This window comes from Arthrobacter sp. StoSoilB13 (assembly GCF_019977255.1).
Lineage (GTDB): Bacteria > Actinomycetota > Actinomycetes > Actinomycetales > Micrococcaceae > Arthrobacter.
In genome coordinates this window covers 1,704,958-1,723,362 of the sequence record NZ_AP024647.1, presented here as the reverse complement: position 1 = coordinate 1,723,362, position 18,405 = coordinate 1,704,958, and the positions used below count along the sequence as shown (strand labels likewise).

The window sequence follows — 18,405 nt, the reverse complement described above, 5'->3', positions numbered from 1 at the left end:
AAAAAGCGCGGACGGGGCCTAGAGCTTGCCCGTAACGATGTTCAGCATGCGGCGCAGCGGCTCAGCTGCACCCCACAGGAGCTGGTCGCCCACGGTAAAGGCGCTGATGTACTCCGGGCCCATTTCGAGCTTGCGGATACGGCCAACGGGAATGTCCAGGGTGCCGGAAGCAGCCACAGGAGTCAGGTCCGCCATGGAGGCTTCCTTGGTGTTCGGAACAACCTTGGCCCACTCGTTGTCCTTGGCCAGGAGGTTCTCGATCTCCGTGACGGACAGGTCTTCGCGCAGCTTGAGCGTGAGGGCCTGGGAGTGGGAGCGCATGGCGCCGATGCGGATGCACAGGCCATCCATGGCGATGTGGTCCTTGCCCGCGGTGCCCTTGCCCGTTCCGAGGATCTTGTTGGTCTCGACCCCGGCTTTCCACTCTTCCTTGGACTGGCCGTTGCCGAGGTCGGCATCGATCCAGGGAATGAGCGAACCGGCCAGCGGAACGCCGAACTGGGTGGCGTCAACGCCAGTGCGCTGAGCGGCGAGAACCTTGTGGTCGATCTCCAGGATGGCCGAGGCCGGATCCTGAAGTTCGCTGCTTACCTCGTTGTTGAGGGTGCCGAACTGGTTCAGGAGCTCGCGCATGTGGCGGGCGCCGCCACCGGAGGCAGCCTGGTACGTCATGGAGGTGCCCCATTCGACCAGGTTGTTCTTGAACAGCCCGCCAAGGCCCATGAGCATGCAGGAAACGGTACAGTTGCCGCCGATGTAGTCCTTCACGCCGCCGGACAGGGCCGGCGTCGATGACGTCGCGGTTGATGGGGTCCAGCACGATGATCGAGTCGTCGTTCATGCGCAGGGTGGAGGCAGCATCGATCCAGAGGCCATCCCAGCCACGGCTGCGGAGTTCGCCGTGAACCTGCTTGGTGTAGTCGCCACCCTGGGCGGTAACAATAATCGGCAGCTTGGCAAGCGTCTCAATATCGAACGCGTCCTCGAGCTTGCCAGCCCCGTCAGCAAAGGAAGGGGCGGCACCTCCTGCGTTCGAGGTGGAGAAAAATACCGGGTTGATGTTGGCGAAGTCGTTCTCGTCCTGCATGCGCTGCATCAGGACGGAGCCGACCATGCCACGCCAACCGACCAGTCCAACGGACGGATTAGCTGCTGTAGTCATTTACCCAGTCTAAACTTTTGCGGCGAAGAGCCGCTGTTGGTTACGTCACGCACGCAACGCACGACGCCGGAACTCGCCCCAAGCGGTAGGCAGGCCGACCGCCGCGGCTAGTTCCCGGCGTCGGGCCCTTGCAGCAGCACGTCTTTGCGCTTGCGCAAGGCGAAGAACGCACCGAACGTGAAGACCTGTGTGACGACGATCAACACGATGATGCCGACGATGCGGTTGCCGCCAAGAATCATGGTCAGTCCAACAATGGCTGAAATCAGCGCGAAAAGCGGCAGCAGCATGTATCCCAGTACGAACAATGTTTCGGGTTTCTTCAGCATTCGGTGCATGTCCTGGTTTCTAGGTTTCCGTCCGGCGCCACGTGGTGAACCGGTATTGTGTGCCGTTCCTGGCCGTCAGCCAGCCTTCGTCCGGCGCGGCAGTATCAAAAGTCCAGTCGTCGCCGAGTTCAGGCGCGAAGGTATCGCCGTCGAGGTCTGCATCGATGATGGTGATGACGGCAACGTTGGCAATTCCCATCGACTGTTCAAAAATCTGGCCGCCGCCGATGATCCAAACCTTTTGGCCACCGGGTGCGAACTGGGATTCCAGCAGGGCTGCGTCCAGGGAGGAAACCACGACGGCGCCCTCGGCCTCAGGCGTGGAAGCCCACTCCGGGTTGCGGGTCACCACAATGTTGGTGCGCCCGGGCAGGGGACGGTACTTGTCCGGGAACGATTCCCAGGTCTTGCGGCCCATGATGACGGGGTGTCCCGTGGTCAGCTGGCTAAAGTGCTTGAGGTCCTCGGGGAGGTGCCACGGCATGGAGCCATCATTGCCAATGACACCGGCTTTGGTCTGGGCCCAGATCATGCCGACACCGGTCATTTTGGCTGCGGTTTCCTGGGTGAAAATGACGCCCGGAAGCTGGGAAGGATTCTCGGATGGGGGAGTGCTCATACGGCGATCGGCGCCTTGATGGTGGGGTGGTGCCGGTAGCCCACAACCTCGAAGTCGTCCAGGGTGTAGTCGAAGATCGAGTCCGGCTTGCGGAGGATTTTCAGTTGTGGATACTCGTACGGTTCACGGGTGAGCTGCTCGGTGACTTGTTCCACGTGGTTGTCGTAAATGTGGACGTCACCGCCTGTCCAGACGAACTCGCCCGGCTCCAGGCCCCAACTGCTGGGCGACCATGCACGTCAGCAGGGCGTAGGAGGCAATGTTGAAGGGAACGCCCAGGAACGTGTCCGCGGAGCGTTGGTACAGCTGGCAGGACAACTTTCCGTCCGCCACGTAGAACTGGAAGAACGCATGGCAGGGCGGGAGCGCCATGTCCTTGAGCTCGGCGACGTTCCACGCGGAAACGATGTGTCGCCGGGAATCCGGATTGGCAGCCAGGTTGGCCATGAGCTCGGAGATTTGGTCGATATGCCCACCGTCGGGTGTGGGCCAGCTGCGCCACTGCACACCGTACACGGGGCCGAGTTCGCCGTCGGCGTCCGCCCATTCGTCCCAAATGGAAACGCCTTGGTCCTGCATCCACTTCACGTTCGAATCGCCGCGAAGGAACCACAGGAGCTCCACTGCCACGGATTTGAAGTGGACCCGCTTGGTGGTGATGAGCGGGAAGCTTTCGGCGAGGTCGAAGCGCAATTGACGCCCGAAGACGCTGCGCGTTCCGGTTCCGGTGCGGTCCGACTTATGCGTGCCATTGGCCATGACGTCGCGCAGGAGGTCTTCATACGGGGTGGGGATGCTCACGAGTCCAGCTTACTGGTTTGGACCATGCCAGCCCTCAGTGGATCGATGAGTGTCTCATCACCGACGCCGCAGACCGAAACCCTTGTAGGCGCGCGCGGCGGCAACCCCGGGATTTGCCGCCAGGCTGCGGCGTGGCTAGTCGTCGAAAGGCTTGACCTGTTCCACCGACACGATCTTCCGCTCGGAACCACGGGCAACCTGGCAGACGATGACCTCGCCCGGAGAAAGGAACGGATCGGACGTTGGCAGCAACCCCCGCAAGGCGGCTGACATGTGCTGGCCCAGTTGGTTCAGGATGGTGGGCAACGCCGGGCGATGGGTGCACACGGCGATTGGCACCTGCTTATCGAACAGGGCCTCCACTGTGGCGGCCGTTTTCTTGGGTGACCGGTTGTGGTTGTGCTCGGTAAGGGCTTCAGCCAGCTTTACCTTCGCTCCGCTTGCCTTGGCGTAGGGGGCAATGGTTGCTACGCAGCGGGTCCACGGGCTGGTAACTATCCGTTGTGGCTTCCACACTTCCAACAGGCGCTGGACGGCCGCCGCCTGGCGTTGCCCAGTGGCGGCCAGCGGACGCTCCCCCTCAGCCTTGGTCCATGAGGACCTGGGCTTTGCCTTTGCGTGGCGGATCAATACGAGCGGCCACGTATCCAATTCGCCCCGGATGTGGGCCTTCTCAAGGTACTCGAGGGGCTCCACATCGGTGGGGTTGCTGAGGAAGGACGCAGCCCTGTCCGGGCTGCACCACATGACGCTGTCTACTTCCTTGCCGTCGGGCCGCAGCCGTTCGCCGTTGACCCGCATAGCCCAGTAGTGCACAACTTTCAGGCCAGCACTGACATGGTAATGAATGGGTGGCAACGGCACGCCGAGCGAACTGTTGAGGCCGATCTCTTCATGCACTTCACGGACGGCGCACTGCGGAACTGTTTCGCCGTCGTCGAGCTTTCCTTTGGGCCAGGACCAATCGTCGTAGCGGGGCCTGTGGATCAGGAGCACCTCAAGGGCGCCCTTCTGAACCCGCCAAGGAATTGCACCGGCCGCAACAACGGCCACCCGTTCACCGGGGTGGTCCGTCTGATCCGCCACGGGGGTATCGCTTTTCAACAGGTTCCCTTACCGCCGGGCCGCTGCACGCTGGCGTGACCGGGATGCAAGGAGCCAGGACTGCATGTCCAACAGAGGCTTTCCATCCTCGTCAAGGTGGTGCCTGGTCCAATGACCTTGGTTGTCCAAGTGCCAACTCGCGGTTCCGTCGTCCACATAACGGTTCATGAGGTCCACGACCGTGGCGGTGTCTTCCTTGCTGGCCAACTGGACGAGTGCCTCAACACGCCGGTCCAGGTTGCGGTGCATCATGTCTGCGGATCCGATGTAAACCACAGGGTCCCCACCGTTCGCAAAAGCAAAGACGCGGGAGTGTTCCAGGAACCGGCCGAGGATGGAGCGGACCGTGATGTTTTCGCTCAGGCCCGGTACGCCTGGCCGGAGGGAGCAGATGCCACGGACCACCACGTCCACCATCACACCGGCCTGCGAGGCGCGGTAGAGGGCGTCGATGATGGCTTCGTCCACCATGGAATTGACCTTGATCTGGACGCGGGCAGGAACGCCGGCGCGGGCGTTGCGGATTTCCGCTTCGATCCTCTCGATGAGGCCGGCACGCACGGAACGCGGCGCCACGAGCAGCCGTTTGAACGTGGACTTCGGTGCGTATCCGGAGAGCTGGTTGAACAGCTTGGACAGGTCTTCGCCCACTTGCTCGTTCGCCGTGAGCAAGCCGAGGTCCTCATAGTAGCGGGCGGTCCGCGGGTGGTAGTTGCCGGTACCGATGTGGCAATAGCGGCGCAGGCCATCCACTTCCTGCCGGACCACCAAAGACAACTTGCAGTGGGTCTTCAGGCCCACAATGCCGTACACAACGTGTACGCCCGCCTGTTCCAGCTTCCGGGCCCAGGAGATGTTTGCCTGCTCGTCAAAGCGGGCCTTGATCTCCACCAGGGCAAGGACCTGTTTGCCGGCTTCTGCGGCATCGATCAACGCGTCAACGATGGGGGAGTCGCCGGACGTCCTGTACAGGGTCTGTTTGATGGCCTGGACTTTGGGGTCCGCGGCAGCCTGTTCAAGGAATGCCTGAACGGAAGTGGAGAACGAGTCGTACGGGTGGTGGAGCAGGATGTCCCGGCGGCGCATGGCGGCAAACACGTTGGCCGCCTTGGACGTTTCGGATTCATTGAGATACCGGGACGTGTGCGGGACATGCTTGGGGTAGTGGAGGTCGGGGCGGTCAATGGCGCTGATCGCAGAGAGGCCACGGAGGTCCAGGGGCGCCGGAACCGAGTAGACCTCGGACTCTTCAACGCCGAGTTCCCGGATGAGCAGAGCCTTGATGTTCGGGTTGATGTCCGTGGTGACTTCCAGACGCACAGGAGGGCCGAAGCGGCGGCGGAGGAGTTCCTTCTCCAAGGCCTGGAGGAGGTTCTCGGCGTCGTCTTCTTCTACCTCAAGGTCCTCGTTGCGGGTGACGCGGAAGGTGTGGTGCTCCAGGACTTCCATGCCGGGGAAGAGCTTGTCCAGGTGGACTGCGATGACTTCTTCCAACGCAATGAAGCGGGCAACACGGCCAGGAATGGCACCTGCACGGGGGCCGTCCACGGAGATCAGGCGCGGCAGCTGGTCCGGAACCTTTACACGGGCGAAGAGTTCCTTGTCGCTGATGGGGTTGCTGACAATCACAGCAAGGTTCAGCGAGAGGCCGGAAATGTAGGGGAAGGGGTGTGCGGGATCCACGGCCAGGGGCGTCAGGATCGGGAAGACCTTCTCCTGGAACATGATGCTGATCCGGTGACGGGCATCTTCATCCAATTCATTCCAGTGCATGATGTGGATGTGCTCGTAAGCCAGGGCAGGACGGATCTGTTCGGCGAAGACACGCGCGTGGCGTTCCTGCAGCTTGTGCGCCTCCTGGCCGATCTGCTCCAGCACCTCGATGGGGCTCAGGCCGGCGGGGGAGGGAACAGCAAGCCCGGTGGCGATGCGCCGCTTCAAACCGGCAACGCGGACCATGAAGAACTCGTCGAGGTTGGAGGCAAAGATCGACAGGAAATTCACGCGTTCCAGGAGAAAGAGGTCCGGATCCTCCGCGAGCTCCAAAACGCGGGAGTTGAATGCGAGCCAGCTGAGTTCACGGTCCAGGAAACGGTCCGGCGTGATGTCGCCTTCGGGTTCCAGGCTCGGCGCAAATTCCGGGATGTCAATGCGGTCCTGGGTGGCTCGTGAAGCCGGCACTTCCGATGATCCGAAGCGTGGGGGCAGTGTGGCGCCCTTCGAAGTGGATCCGGCGGTGCCGACGGGGTCCGGCTGCATGGGGGTTCTCCTAAGCTCAGGACTGGGTTTCCTCCCACATTACAAGCAATTCCGGTGCCCGAATCCAAGAAGTCCCGGGCTTTCCTTGCAGCGGGATGCTGAGGTTAATTCTTGGTTAAAGGTCCATACATCACATCGGTGTCCCAACGGATGAAGCCAAGCTTCTGGTATAGGGATACCGCGGCCCGGTTGTCGGCATCGACGTAAAGCATGACGGCGTGCAGGCCCTTGTCCTGCAGGTACCTGATTCCGGCCACGGTGAGTGCCTTGCCCAACCCCAGGCCCTGCGCTCCGGGCGTGACACCCACTACGTACACCTCGCCGATCGCGGGATGGGGTCCCTGCCGCGGGTGAACCTTGGTCCAGTGGAATCCCAGCAGTTCGCCTGCGTCACTAACGGCCAGGAGGAAGCCGGCGGGATCAAACCAATCTTCGGCCTTGCGGGCCTCAAGATCGGCCCGCGTCATGGAGCCCTGCTCGGGATGGTGCGAGAAGGCCGCGCGGTTGGCTGCAAGCCAAGCGTCCTCGTCCTGTCCCGGCACGAAGGGACGTAATGAGACCCCGTCCGGGAGGCCGACGTCGGGCAGTGCGGACGTGGAGGACATCAGCCGCATCTTCCACAGTTCACGCACGGGACCGTAGCCAAAACGGGTGGCCAGTTCCGCCGCGGCCTCGTGATTGCCATGGGACCAGGCACTCAAGCCGTCAAAACCGCGTTTGCCTTCCAGCGCCTCCAGCAGGCGGCCCGCTACGCCTTGATTGCGGTAGGTGGGGTGGACTGCCAATTCGAGGACACCCGTTGTTCCCGATGGGCCGGGCGCTTCAACGACGACGGCGATTCCCGCCAGGTCTTCTCCGGTCGCCGGATCTGAATCCTCGTCCGGGGCATAAAGCGCAAGTGACAGGACGGAGTGATCGCCGGCATCGGCCCCACGCAACATGACCAGTGTCTGTTCAGACAGGGGAGGGTTGCCGTCGGATTCCTCGGCGGCCGCTGCGAGTGTCCTGAAGTCCTTGAGGAGTTCGGGATCGAGGGCGCCGGTGACGAGCAGTACTGGCCAGTTCTCAGGGTGCGCTTGACTCATGATGCAAGGCTATACGTCCGGGGCAAGCACTGTAATTTGAAGTCCCCTTGAAACGGCTGTAGGCTCGTTATCTCGTTCGGCTTTGCGGCGGCTCTGTGGCCCACCGTGAAGTCAACACAGGGGGGATCCACCAGTGGGGTGGCCTCGATACGTTCGACCCGTATGTCCTCCACGGAAAGGGAAGAGGCCAGGATTCATGTGAATCCTGGCCTCTTTTCGTTTCGCAGTCGACGGCGGTCTACGCTTCGGAGAGTTCGTCATCCGGGAGCCTGACCAAGGTCAGGCGATAACCGACGTTGCGGACCGTGCTGATGAGATTCTCGTGGTCAACACCGAGCTTGGCGCGGAGGCGTCGGATGTGCACGTCTACCGTCCGGGTGCCACCGTAGTAGTCGTAGCCCCAGACTTCGGTCAGCAGCTGCTGACGGGTAAACACGCGTCCGGGGTGCTGGGCGAGGTACTTGAGGAGCTCGAATTCCTTGAACGTCAGGTTCAGGGGTTGGCCGCTGACCCGGGCGGTGTAGCTCGCTTCATCGATAACGACGCCGGCGGCGCGGATCTCCGTCTGGGTCTCCTCTTCGCCTGGTACAGCACGGGCCATGGCCAGGCGGATTCTCGCCTCGACCTCAGCTGGGGCCCGCGGAGTCCAGCACGATGTCATCCACTGACCATGCAGAGGAAACGGCTGCCATGCCGCCCTCGGTAAGAATCAGCATGAGCGGGGCGCTGAGTCCGGTGGCCTTCAAGAGTTGCGTCAGGGAGCGTGCCCCCACCAGGTCCTTGCGGGCATCCAGGAAGACGATGTCCGTGGGGTCGGTTTCGAGCAGCGCAGTCGGTTCTGCCGGGAGGATGTGAACACGGTGGTTGAGCAGCTCAAGGGCAGGCAGAATGTCCACCGAAGAGCCGGTGCTGTTCGTCAGGAGCAGGATGTGCGACATAGTTCCTCCAATGGGCTGTACGCGCATCATCGGGCGTCGAAACCGGAATTTCACCGGCCGGTCACGGCAGCTGGCAAGCCTTGGCCCGTTGTAACGGAATCAAGGCAAACAGTGTGGGCCGTTGAAGTCCGAGTATACCCACCCGAGCCCCGCCAGTCAGGGATTCGTGACGGGCTGCCACCGGAATTACGACATATTCGCCCGCCATAAGGCAGGATTGTCGGGAGGTCGTAAGGCGCATCGAATTGAGGTCGGGCACACAGTGAAGTCTTGGAGCATCGGGGTATTCGGACTCGTGGCGCTCGCAGCCATCGTGGCCAGCACCTTCGTTTCCCGGGAAGCCATGGTGGGCATTGGCATTGTGGCGTCCGCGGCTGTAGGGCTTGGTTGGCCGCATTTCCTTGCGGTCCCGGCCAAGAAAACCCTGGCCTCGGTCATTGCCCTGGCCGGTGCCGGGTCGGCATTGACGGCAGCTTACATGCCGGCTCCTGGATTCCTGGATGGTACCCCCGCCTTCATTGCCTTGGGCGTCATGGCGGTGTTCATCATCCAGCTCGTGCGGGGAACGGGGCAGGCGCAGCGCCTGGAGTCCACGCTCGGCTGTTGTGCCGGAGTCCTGTTGAATTGCCTCGGTGCAGGATGGATCGCCGGCGCCCGGTTCAACGGCGTCAAGGAAATGGTCCTGGTGGCCGGGTTGAGCGCCGCAGTGGCACTCCTGGTAGGCGTCATTCGTTGGCCGGACCGGATTGTGGCTCCCCTGGGCATCGTCATGGCCGGACTCATGGGCCCCTTGGCCGGACTTGTTTTTTCCGATATCGCCGTGCTGCCTGCTGCCTTGGTGGGCGTCGTGGTCGGGTCGGTCCTCGTGTGCTTCCGGCGGATGACTACTCTCAGGCGCGGGCGGCTCAATATTCCGGCAGCATTGGGAATGGGCGTCGCACCGGTGTGGGCTGTAGGAGCCTTGGCCTACTTCATAGACAAACTACTCATCTACTAACGGTTAGGATTGCATCATGTCTGTACTCGCATTTGAAATCTTCTTCCTCGTTCTCCTTGGCCTGGCAAGCATTGCCATGGCGTGGTTTGCGGGTTTCGTTGTTTACCGCCTTTTCAAGGGCCAGAAGTAAAGCCTTCTGATCCTGCAGTCCAAAAGAGGTAGTCGTTGTGCCTATTGAGATTCCAACAGACCTGACGCCTGAACTCGTCCCGCTTTCCTGGCTCATTGGTGAGTGGGAAGGCCGCGGCCGGCTTGGCAGTGGTGATGAGGATTCGGAACATTTCGTCCAACACGTTTCCTTCACCCATAACGGTTTGCCGTACCTGCAGTACAGGGCCGAGACCTGGATCAGCGACGACGCCGGCGCAAAGTTGCGCCCACTGACCGTTGAAACCGGCTTTTGGGCCTTGGAACGCAAGCTCCAGGAAGGCGACGGTGGTCCCGGGCTGATCCCTGCGGACATTGTGCCCGTGCTCAAGACCGCCGATGAGGTCGAAGAACGCCGGAACAAAGAAGGCGGCTTCGATATCTCCGTTTCAATTGCCCACCCTGGCGGAATCACCGAGCTCTACTACGGCCAGATCAAGGGACCACAGATCCAGCTCACCACGGATATGGTGATGCGCGGCAGCCACTCAAAGGAGTACACCGCCGCAACACGGATCTTTGGCCTGGTGGATGGCAATCTCCTCTGGCGCTGGGATGTTGCCGCCAACGGCAAGGCATTGGAACCACACGCCTCGGCGTTCCTTCACAGGGTTTCCTGACGCCCGGCGCGAGGTGTCACTGAACGTTCCACACGCAACCAGCAAAAGGAGCAGCTAGTGAATAACAACCTCAAACCGGGAGGCTACGAGGGACTCAAGGCCGTGTTCTTCAACGGCACGTTGAAACCTTCACCTCAGGTCAGCAACACCGATGGGCTGATCCGCATCAGCCGCGACATCATGGAAAAGCAGGGCGTCACCACCCGCCTCATCCGGACTGTCGACCACGATATCGCCAGCGGTGTCTATCCGGACATGCGGGAGCACGGCTGGAAAACCGATGAATGGCCGGAGATCTATCCGTTGGTCGCTGAGGCCGACATCGTGGTGGTGGCCGGTCCCATCTGGTTGGGCGATAACTCTTCCCAGACGAAGAAGCTCATTGAGCGTCTGTACGCCCACTCCGGCGAACTGACCGACAAGGGCCAGTGGGCGTTCTACCCGAAAGTGGGTGGATGCCTCATCACCGGAAATGAAGATGGCATCAAGCACTGTTCCATGAACGTGCTGTACAGCCTCCAGCACATAGGCTTCACTATTCCTCCGCAAGCTGATGCCGGCTGGATTGGCCCTGTAGGCCCAGGGCCAAGCTATCTGGATGAAGGGTCCGGTGGTCCGGAGAGTGATTTTACCAACAGGAACACCACCTTCATGTCCTGGAACCTGATGCACATGGCCCGCCTGCTCAGGGATGCAGGCGGCATCCCTGCCTATGGCAACCTTCCGGAAGAATGGAAAGCCGGCACGCGATTCGATTTCGAGAACCCGGAATACCGCTGATTCCGGAATACCACTGAGCCGCAAGGACTTCTACTACATATGACTTACAAGAGCCCCCTGTTGTCGCGCCCTGGCGCTGTCGAAGACACTGGTCTGGATGCCGGCGTCGCGGCCCATTATGGCGAGCCGCTGCGGGAGCAACGCGCTCTGGCAACCGGTACGGCCGTCGTGGATCTTTCACACCGCGGTGTGGTGACGGTGTCCGGACCGGACCGCCTCAGCTGGCTCAACACGCTTTCATCCCAGCAGGTGACCAACCTCCAGCCCCGTGTTGGCAGCGAACTGTTGCTGCTCAGTGTCCAGGGCCGCATCGAGTTCGATGCGCGGGTTATCGACGACGGTGAAACCACTTGGCTGATCGTCGAGGCCGCGGAAGCGGAGCCGTTGGCCGAGTGGTTGAACAAGATGAAGTTCATGCTTCGCGTGGAGGTCACGGATGTCTCCGGGGAGTGGGCTGTCCTTGGTTCCACAAAGCCCGTGGAGAAGCTTGGCGATTACTTGGTTTGGGAAGATCCGTGGCCGCATGTAGGCCCGGGCGGCTATTCCTACAGCACTGTCCCGGAGGAGTCGCACCCTGGCCTCGAACGCCCATGGTTCGAATACCTCGTCCCTGCGGCAGACCTGGAATCCGTGGTCGAAGGCCTGCCCCTGGCTGGTGCCATGGCGGCCGACGCCCTCCGGATTGCCGCGTGGCGCCCACGTCTCGGTGCGGAGACCGATGACAGGACCATCCCGCACGAGCTGGACCTCATTCGCACCTCCGTTCACCTGAGCAAGGGCTGCTACAAGGGCCAGGAGACCATCGCACGCGTTCACAATCTCGGCCATCCGCCGCGGCGCCTCGTCTTCCTGCAGCTGGACGGCTCGCAACACACTCTTCCGGCCGTTGGCAGTGTTGTATTTGCGGGGGAGCGCAAGGTGGGTACTCTGACATCTGTGGCGCAGCACTTCGAGATGGGCCCTGTGGCTTTGGCTGTCATCAAGCGCTCCGTTCCGGCGGATGAAACGTTGACAGTCATGGACGGCGAGGAGCCTTATATCGCAGCCCAGGAAGTGATCGTCGCCCCCGACGCCGGCCAGGTGGTCGGGCGCCAAACCGGATTCCTGAAGGGACCCCATCGATGAGCCAACCTAGTCACAGCACCGGATCCGAAGCCGACTCTGCCGCCACCGATACGGGCGCCGACGACGAAGCAGTCGCCTTGGCCCACACCCTCTTCGATGCCGCCCGCGAAGGCAACACCGAGATGCTTCGGAGCTACCTGAATGCCGGTGCCCCGGCCACGCTCACCAACGCCTCCGGAGATTCGCTGCTGATGCTTGCTGCCTACCATGGGCACGAGGAAACCGTGCAGTTGATCCTGCACCACGGCGCCGATGTGAATACCCCCAATGACCGTGGTCAGACGCCGCTTGCCGGGGCGGTATTCAAGGGATACACGGGCGTCGCCCGGGCGCTGCTGGACGCAGGAGCAGACCCCGACGCCGGAACTCCCACCGCGCGCGAAGCGGCCAGGATGTTTGCCAGGGCCGAAATATTGGCCCTTCTGGGCTAAGGCGCGAGGGGTTCCGGGAAGCCCGGCAGCTGCGACAACCGTACTGATGAGTGCGGGATCAGAGAACTTTCATACCAGCCGAAGGAATCCCTTGGAAAACGTAGCCAAGCCGTGGCCCGCGCTGTGGTCCCTCGTCATAGGCTTCTTCATGATCCTTATCGACACCACCATCGTGTCGGTCGCGAATCCGCGAATCATGGAGGGCCTCAAGACGGATATCAATGCCGTCATCTGGGTTACCAGCGCCTACCTCCTGGCATATGCGGTACCCCTCCTCATCACGGGCAGGCTGGGTGACCGTTTCGGGCCGAAGAATCTGTACTTGATCGGCCTGGTGGTCTTCACCCTGGCTTCGCTGTGGTGCGGCTTCTCCAGTGATATCACCATGCTGATCGCCGCCCGCGCGGTCCAAGGGCTCGGCGCGGCCATGATGACGCCCCAGACCATGGCTGTCATCACGCGTATTTTTCCTCCGGACCGCCGGGGTGCCGCCATGGGGCTTTGGGGAGCGACAGCCGGCATGGCTGTCCTCGTGGGTCCCATTCTGGGCGGGGTCCTGGTGGACGGACTGGGATGGGAGTGGATCTTCTTCGTCAACGTCCCGATTGGAATTGTCGCCTTCGCCATGGTCACCCGTTTCGTCCCGAAGCTGACGACGCACAGCCATTCATTCGACGTCGCTGGCGTGGTGCTTTCCGCCGTCGGCATGTTTCTTTTGGTCTTCGGTCTCCAGGAAGGCCAAACCTATAAGTGGGGAACGGTCACCGGTGCCGTTACCGTGTGGGGCTTGATCATCGCAGGGCTCGTGGTCCTGGTTCTCTTTGTTCTCTGGCAGTGGCTGCTGGGCCGGCGCGGCGGGGAACCGCTGCTGCCGCTCGCTTTGTTCAAGGACCGCAATTTCTCGCTGGGCAACACCACCATCATGGTGGTCGGCTTCACAGTGACGGCGTTCCCGCTGCCCACCATCTTCTACTACCAGGTTGTGAGGGGCTTGACCCCCACCCAATCAGCGTTGCTCATGATTCCCATGGCAGTGATCTCCGGTGGCCTGGCACCCGTCGTGGGTAAGCTGATCGACCGTGCCAACCCGCGCTGGTTCGCATCCTTTGGCCTGGTTTGCCTGGCAGGAGCGCTCTTCTGGACAGCTTCACTTCTACGGCCGGATACTCCCATTTGGATGTTCCTGCTTCCCAGTGCCCTGCAGGGTGTTGCCAATGGCTTCATTTGGGGGCCGGTATCCAATGCGACAACACGGAACCTCGAACCGCGCCAAGCGGGCGCCGGTTCGGGCGTGTTCAACACCACCCGCCAGATCGGCGCAGTCCTTGGATCGGCGGCCATTGCTGCGCTGATCCAGGCGCGGCTTGCGGCCGAGCTGCCCGCGGCGCCAGCGGGAGCTCCGGCGAACGAAGCGTCCATGAACGGCGCCCTTCCCGAGGCACTGCATGCAGGATACTCGACGGCGATGAGCCAGTCGATCGTGCTGCCCGCCTGTGCGATCCTCGTCGGGGCAGTGGTGGCCGTGTTCTTTGCCAAACCGAAGTCCGTTGAAGGCTGGGGAGCTGCTGCTTCAAGCGGGGCTCCTCAGGAAACGGTCAGGAAGTAGCGTGGCAAACGGCGGGGACCAGCCCACTTTTGGCTGGTCCTGACCCGGACGCAGGGGCAAGACCGGTGCCATCCAGGACCAAGGCTGGCCCGGTTCGGCGCTTGTCAGCCGAGCAGCACGCTCGCATGGAGTCCGCCAGTGGCGAATCCCAAGCTTCGCGCCATCGCGAGTGCGCTGCTGTTGCTGACATCGGCCTTCCACTGGAGCGTCAGACCAGCGGCCAGGGCTTCGTGGGCAGCAATCGATGCAGCGAGCGTTCCCAGGCCACGCCGACGCCAGGGCGGAGCTACCAGGACGCCCATGTTGGCCAGGATTCCCTCCCACTCGGAGTAGGCCCCGCACGCCACGGGGGTGGGCTGTTCTTCTTCGGGATGCATGATGGTGAAGCGGTGCTCAAGGGCTTGCAGGCCCACTTCGTTGACGTCATCCGGGGGGCACAGCCCTTCCAGCGCGATCGCCTCTGGATTGCCCCGTGAGACCGTGAGGTCTTCGGATGGTTGATTGAGTGGGAGGTCGTCGGCAAAGAACAAGGCGGAGGACCCCAGGGCCGTGTCCACCGTGGGACCGGGTGAGGGTCAACAGCGTGACATGCTGGGCAAGCTCAGTGTCTGGAATTCCAGCGGCTGCGTCGAGGACCCACTGGGGTCCCACCAGCGCTGAGGCACCAAAAAGGCGGAGGAAAACGACTGCCTGCGCCGATTCGTCGGCGAGGGTGATGCGGTTTGAGGGGTCGCTTGGATCCACCTCCGAAGTGGTGACCCGGGCCGCAGCGGCGGCGAAAGCGTCGTCGTCGAACCCCAAATGCCGAGCCCACGCCAGCTGGATAATGGCAGCGGACGTGGGCTCAAGAGTCATGGATTCAGCCTAGCCGAACAACACACTCGCTTCGTCGTAGCGGTGCTGCGGAACGGTCTTGAGCTTGCCCAGTGCTTCTTCGAAACCAACGTGGGAGATGTCCGTCCCCTTCAGGGCGACCATGGTGCCCCAACGTCCCTCCACCACCGAATCGATAGCTGCCATGCCCAGGCGGGTTGCCAGAACGCGGTCATAGGCCGTTGGTACGCCGCCACGCTGGATGTGGCCAAGAATGGTGGCGCGGGTCTCTATGCCCGTGCGTGCTTCGATTTCCGGGGCGAGCTGGTCCGCGATTCCGCCCAGGCGGGGCCGGCCGAAAGTGTCCAGTCCGCGCTCGGAGTGGGGAGATTCCATGTGGTCCGGAACGAAGCCCTCAGCTACCACCACCAGGGGCGCGCGACCGCGGTCGTGGGCCTCCTGGACCCACTCGGTAATCTGCTCGATGCTGACCGTCTGTTCCGGGATGAGGATGGCGTGTGCACCAGCGGCCATTCCGGCGTGCAGCGCGATCCAGCCTACGTGGCGGCCCATGACCTCGGCGATCATGCAGCGGTGGTGGGACTCACCTGTGGTGCGGAGGCGGTCGATTGCTTCGGTGGCGATTTCAACCGCTGTATCGAAACCGAAGGTGTAGTCGGTTGCGTCGAGGTCGTTGTCCACGGTCTTGGGAACACCAACAATTTTCAGTCCGGCGTCGGTGAGCCGTTTTGCCGCCGCCAGCGTGCCTTCGCCACCAATAGCGATGATGGCGTCAATGCCCAGGCGTTCCATGTGGGCCTTGATGACGTCCGGTCCGCCGCCGTTCTCGAAGGGGTTGGTGCGGGAGGTGCCCAGGATGGTGCCACCCTGCTTGGCGATACCGCGGACCAAGGTGCGGGGGATGTCGATGACATCACCTTCCACAACGCCGCGCCAGCCGTCCTTGAAACCCACGAACTCCTGGCCGTGGATTGCGATCCCCTTCAGGACCGCTCCCCGGATTACTGCGTTGAGTCCGGGGCAGTCGCCACCGCTGGTAAGAATGCCAATTTTCATGTTTGCTCACTCATGGCTTGGAGGAATACGTGTAGAGCGCCACGCTGAGCTCCCAACGATTGTAGACGTGGATGTGGGGTGGGACACAAATGGTTACTTTCGACCCCGGCCGTGCGGTATTGGAAATCTCTCTGAAAACAACGAAAGCGCCCCGCAGCGGCGGGGCGCTTTGTGTCGCTGGCGTCGAAGTCGTTGATCGTCGTGACCCTAACGGGAACGCTGGCTGATGAACGACTCCAGCACGATCCTGTTCTTCTGGTCCGGCAGGATGAGCCAAGCGAGGATATAGAACACTGCAGCCGGCCCGGGCAAGAGGCAGAAGAGCAGGAAAGCGACGCGAACGTATGCCACGTCCACCCTGAGCTTCGCAGCGATCCCACCGCAGACACCACCCAACCAGCGCTGGGGTCCACGCTTCAGGCCGAAGCCCCTGACGATGCTGAAGAACTTGTCCATGGCTACAGACTTCCTTGTTGTGGTTGCTTTGTCACGTTGGTACCTGTCACGTTGGTACCTGTCACGTTGGTACCTGTCCGGATGGCTTGGCAGTTACCTTGCGGGGCTCTTGGTTTTACCAGCACTCTTGCGGGCGGCGAGGACTCCTCCGATGACCAAGGCTGCGCCTGCGCCGATCATGAGGCCGATCAGCACATACGTGCCGTCCAGCACCACCCAACCAAGGGTGGAGATTGCCAATAAAGCGGCCAGGGCAATCACAATCAATCCCCACACCACGGTGCCGATCCGCGCGTGCTGCGGTTCGTCGTCGTCGATGTCCGGTTCCACCCGATAGCTGGGCTCAAGCGGTGGCGTGAGCGGTATTGGCTGGAGCCGCGGTGCGGGTGCGGGCTCATTCGATTCCGCGGCTTCACGTGCGTTGCTTGACTCGTTCGTGCTCATGTCAGTTTCCTTCCTGGATGGTCACGTTGCTGAAAGTGCCATCGATCTCCACCACGAGGTTGGCTCCGGGCTTATCGGCGTTGTAGACCGAACGCTCGTCCTGGAGGCGGCCCCCGCGGTCCGAGCCGTGTTCGTTGAGGTTGCCGAAGGTCATATCGGCCCTCACCTCAACGGGTACGTCGTCCGGGATGATGACGGTGACGTTGCTGAAGGTGGCGTCCACGGGGACCACGATTTCGGTGGTCAGCGGAGCCGTCAGGGCCAGGTCGTCCAGGTTCACTGTTCCCTTGCCGCCAGTGACGTCGACCCCCTGCCGGGCCTGCTCGATGCTCAGTGGTGCCCAGTCCACGTCATGGAACGTGAAGCGATCGCCATTCCTTGGGACGACGTTGAAGATTCCACCGATGATCAAGGCCACCACCGCCAGGAAACCGAGGAAACCGGAGGTCCGTCCCCGCAACCCCGCAATGAGGATGCCCAAACCCAGGACCGCTGCACCCGCGGCCCACACCACGGCGTTGGCTGAGTGGCCGAGCTCGATGATGTTGCCGGCGTCCAGCGCTTTCAAGGTGCCCCCAACCAGCAGTGCCACACCCGCGGTGACGGCAACTATCGCTGGCCCGGGACCCCTGCGCCGGGCGCGGGGCGGCTTGGGTTCACCGTTGTGCGGCTGGCCGCCAAAAGGCTGTCCGCCCTGGGGCGGAGTGGGGCCGAAGGGCGGCCGCGGGCCTGATGGCTCGTAGGGGCCAGCCCCATAACCCTGCGGTTTGGTGCCTGGCTGGCCTTGGCCGTAGACCGGAACACCGGTGTTGGTGCCGGCAGCTGTGTTCATGCCGGTATCAGTGTTTGTCCCGGTTGCCGTTGGCGTTCCGTATGCCGTGGGCGCTCCGTAGGCAGTAGCCATTCCATAAGAAGTGCTTGCAAAGTCCTGTTGGTTCATGGGCTGGCCCACCTTCGATCCCTTGTTGCGCTGCACCAGGTAGTAGATGAGGTAGATGACGCCGCCCACCCAGAACAGCGTCCACAACAGGCCGGGAAGGCCGTTCCAGCCCCAGCCCCAGAACCCGCGGCCCAGGCCAGGCAGGCCGATGATCGTGGTGATTAACGCTCCTGTCATGCCACCTGACCAGCGCCCGGCGGCTGCTTCCTGAACGTGGATGCGGCCGTCCGGTTCAGGCAGCAAGGCCCACGCCAGGCCGTAAAGGAGGACGCCAATGCCGGCAAAGAGTGCCAGGACGATGAAGATCCCCCGGACAATCAGGGGGTCGATGCCGAACCGGTGCGCCACTCCGCTGGAGACGCCACCGATCCAGCGGTCCGGCCCACGGCGGACGCCCTGGCTGCGGATCCAGTCGAAGAAGTTCTGCTGGGGTGCAGTGCGGGGTTGGGGTTCGGTGCGGGGCTGTGGTGCAGTGCGGGGTGCACCGGGACCGGTCTCGGGTGAAGGATAGGCGTGGGGGGACGGTTCCCCCGGGGCGCCGGCGGATGTGCCAGCGTTGGCGTCAGGACCGGATGTGCCGGCGTCGCCAGGATCGGGTGTGCCGGCGCTGCCAGGCGTTCCGGATTCCTCTGGGTTCATGCTGTTCGCGTTCATACCTCGATCCTCCCGTCC

General features: G+C 62.4%; 15 protein-coding genes and 4 pseudogenes. 6 read left to right on the top strand and 13 right to left on the bottom strand.

What is annotated here, in order from left to right; genetic code table 11:
* Positions 1–18: 18 nt before the first annotated feature.
* The 8 genes and pseudogenes from asd to LDP01_RS08075 all read right to left on the bottom strand — a co-directional run bounded on the left by asd (position 19) and on the right by LDP01_RS08075 (position 8,297).
* A pseudogene (gene asd, locus LDP01_RS08110) lies at positions 19–1,162 on the bottom strand (aspartate-semialdehyde dehydrogenase).
* A 107-nt stretch (positions 1,163–1,269) separates the two neighbouring features.
* Entirely contained in the window at positions 1,270–1,491 is a 222-nt protein-coding gene (locus tag LDP01_RS08105; RefSeq protein WP_224088357.1) for an NF038396 family protein, read from the bottom strand.
* Positions 1,492–1,510: 19 nt separating this feature from the next.
* A complete protein-coding gene (locus LDP01_RS08100; RefSeq protein ID WP_224088356.1) occupies positions 1,511–2,110 on the bottom strand; it encodes a dihydrofolate reductase in 600 nt (199 codons plus the stop codon).
* Positions 2,107–2,911, bottom strand: a pseudogene (locus tag LDP01_RS08095) (thymidylate synthase). Before LDP01_RS08095 ends, LDP01_RS08100 begins: the two are co-directional and overlap by 4 nt.
* Before the next feature lie 135 nt (positions 2,912–3,046).
* The gene (locus LDP01_RS08090) at positions 3,047–4,015 is read right to left on the bottom strand and encodes an NUDIX hydrolase (protein ID WP_224088355.1); all 969 of its coding nucleotides are present in this window, start codon (positions 4,013–4,015) and stop codon (positions 3,047–3,049) included.
* A 9-nt stretch (positions 4,016–4,024) separates the two neighbouring features.
* Positions 4,025–6,274, bottom strand: coding sequence for an RNA degradosome polyphosphate kinase (locus LDP01_RS08085; protein ID WP_224088354.1), 2,250 nt, complete (start codon positions 6,272–6,274; stop codon positions 4,025–4,027).
* Between the two features lie 104 nt (positions 6,275–6,378).
* Positions 6,379–7,359 (bottom strand): mycothiol synthase, encoded by a 981-nt coding sequence (gene mshD / locus LDP01_RS08080; RefSeq protein ID WP_224088352.1) that lies wholly within the window; start codon positions 7,357–7,359, stop codon positions 6,379–6,381.
* A 238-nt stretch (positions 7,360–7,597) separates the two neighbouring features.
* Positions 7,598–8,297 (bottom strand): annotated as a pseudogene (locus tag LDP01_RS08075) (winged helix-turn-helix transcriptional regulator).
* 262 nt (positions 8,298–8,559) lie between these two features.
* Between LDP01_RS08075 and LDP01_RS08070 the strand changes: the two are divergent.
* The 6 genes from LDP01_RS08070 (at position 8,560) to LDP01_RS08045 (ending at position 14,003) form a co-directional block, all read left to right on the top strand.
* On the top strand, positions 8,560–9,294 hold the full coding sequence (locus LDP01_RS08070; protein ID WP_224088350.1) for a permease: 735 nt from the start codon (positions 8,560–8,562) through the stop codon (positions 9,292–9,294).
* Positions 9,295–9,461: 167 nt separating this feature from the next.
* Positions 9,462–10,061, top strand: coding sequence for a nitrobindin family protein (locus LDP01_RS08065; RefSeq protein ID WP_224088348.1), 600 nt, complete (start codon positions 9,462–9,464; stop codon positions 10,059–10,061).
* A 57-nt stretch (positions 10,062–10,118) separates the two neighbouring features.
* Positions 10,119–10,841, top strand: coding sequence for a flavodoxin family protein (locus tag LDP01_RS08060; RefSeq protein ID WP_224088346.1), 723 nt, complete (start codon positions 10,119–10,121; stop codon positions 10,839–10,841).
* A gap of 39 nt (positions 10,842–10,880) precedes the next feature.
* The gene (gene ygfZ / locus LDP01_RS08055) at positions 10,881–11,966 is read left to right on the top strand and encodes a CAF17-like 4Fe-4S cluster assembly/insertion protein YgfZ (RefSeq protein ID WP_224088344.1); all 1,086 of its coding nucleotides are present in this window, start codon (positions 10,881–10,883) and stop codon (positions 11,964–11,966) included.
* Positions 11,963–12,397: an ankyrin repeat domain-containing protein gene (locus LDP01_RS08050; RefSeq protein ID WP_224088342.1), complete on the top strand. Its 435-nt coding sequence runs from the start codon at positions 11,963–11,965 to the stop codon at positions 12,395–12,397. Before ygfZ ends, LDP01_RS08050 begins: the two co-directional genes overlap by 4 nt.
* Positions 12,398–12,488: 91 nt before the next feature.
* Positions 12,489–14,003: a DHA2 family efflux MFS transporter permease subunit gene (locus tag LDP01_RS08045; RefSeq protein WP_224088340.1), complete on the top strand. Its 1,515-nt coding sequence runs from the start codon at positions 12,489–12,491 to the stop codon at positions 14,001–14,003.
* 104 nt (positions 14,004–14,107) lie between these two features.
* Here LDP01_RS08045 and LDP01_RS08040 read toward each other — a convergent pair.
* The 5 genes and pseudogenes from LDP01_RS08040 to LDP01_RS08020 all read right to left on the bottom strand — a co-directional run bounded on the left by LDP01_RS08040 (position 14,108) and on the right by LDP01_RS08020 (position 18,387).
* Positions 14,108–14,858 (bottom strand): annotated as a pseudogene (locus LDP01_RS08040) (GNAT family N-acetyltransferase).
* Positions 14,859–14,867: 9 nt separating this feature from the next.
* Positions 14,868–15,893: an ATP-dependent 6-phosphofructokinase gene (locus LDP01_RS08035; RefSeq protein ID WP_223934019.1), complete on the bottom strand. Its 1,026-nt coding sequence runs from the start codon at positions 15,891–15,893 to the stop codon at positions 14,868–14,870.
* Between the two features lie 207 nt (positions 15,894–16,100).
* Entirely contained in the window at positions 16,101–16,349 is a 249-nt protein-coding gene (locus tag LDP01_RS08030; protein ID WP_224088338.1) for a PspC domain-containing protein, read from the bottom strand.
* 93 nt (positions 16,350–16,442) lie between these two features.
* On the bottom strand, positions 16,443–16,793 hold the full coding sequence (locus LDP01_RS08025; protein ID WP_224088336.1) for a hypothetical protein: 351 nt from the start codon (positions 16,791–16,793) through the stop codon (positions 16,443–16,445).
* Position 16,794: 1 nt separating this feature from the next.
* Positions 16,795–18,387 (bottom strand): PspC domain-containing protein, encoded by a 1,593-nt coding sequence (locus tag LDP01_RS08020; RefSeq protein ID WP_224088334.1) that lies wholly within the window; start codon positions 18,385–18,387, stop codon positions 16,795–16,797.
* Between the last annotated feature and the right edge of the window lie 18 nt (positions 18,388–18,405).

Bases quoted from the DNA above. Each gene is read 5' to 3' on its own strand.
- LDP01_RS08105 (WP_224088357.1), bottom strand. From the start codon at position 1,491: ATGCTGAAGAAACCCGAAACATTGTTCGTACTGGGATACATGCTGCTG.
- LDP01_RS08100 (WP_224088356.1), bottom strand. From the start codon at position 2,110: ATGAGCACTCCCCCATCCGAGAATCCTTCCCAGCTTCCGGGCGTCATT.
- LDP01_RS08085 (WP_224088354.1), bottom strand. From the start codon at position 6,274: ATGCAGCCGGACCCCGTCGGCACCGCCGGATCCACTTCGAAGGGCGCC.
- mshD (WP_224088352.1), bottom strand. From the start codon at position 7,359: ATGAGTCAAGCGCACCCTGAGAACTGGCCAGTACTGCTCGTCACCGGC.
- ygfZ (WP_224088344.1), top strand. From the start codon at position 10,881: ATGACTTACAAGAGCCCCCTGTTGTCGCGCCCTGGCGCTGTCGAAGAC.
- LDP01_RS08050 (WP_224088342.1), top strand. From the start codon at position 11,963: ATGAGCCAACCTAGTCACAGCACCGGATCCGAAGCCGACTCTGCCGCC.
- LDP01_RS08035 (WP_223934019.1), bottom strand. From the start codon at position 15,893: ATGAAAATTGGCATTCTTACCAGCGGTGGCGACTGCCCCGGACTCAAC.
- LDP01_RS08030 (WP_224088338.1), bottom strand. From the start codon at position 16,349: ATGGACAAGTTCTTCAGCATCGTCAGGGGCTTCGGCCTGAAGCGTGGA.
- LDP01_RS08025 (WP_224088336.1), bottom strand. From the start codon at position 16,793: ATGAGCACGAACGAGTCAAGCAACGCACGTGAAGCCGCGGAATCGAAT.
- LDP01_RS08020 (WP_224088334.1), bottom strand. From the start codon at position 18,387: ATGAACGCGAACAGCATGAACCCAGAGGAATCCGGAACGCCTGGCAGC.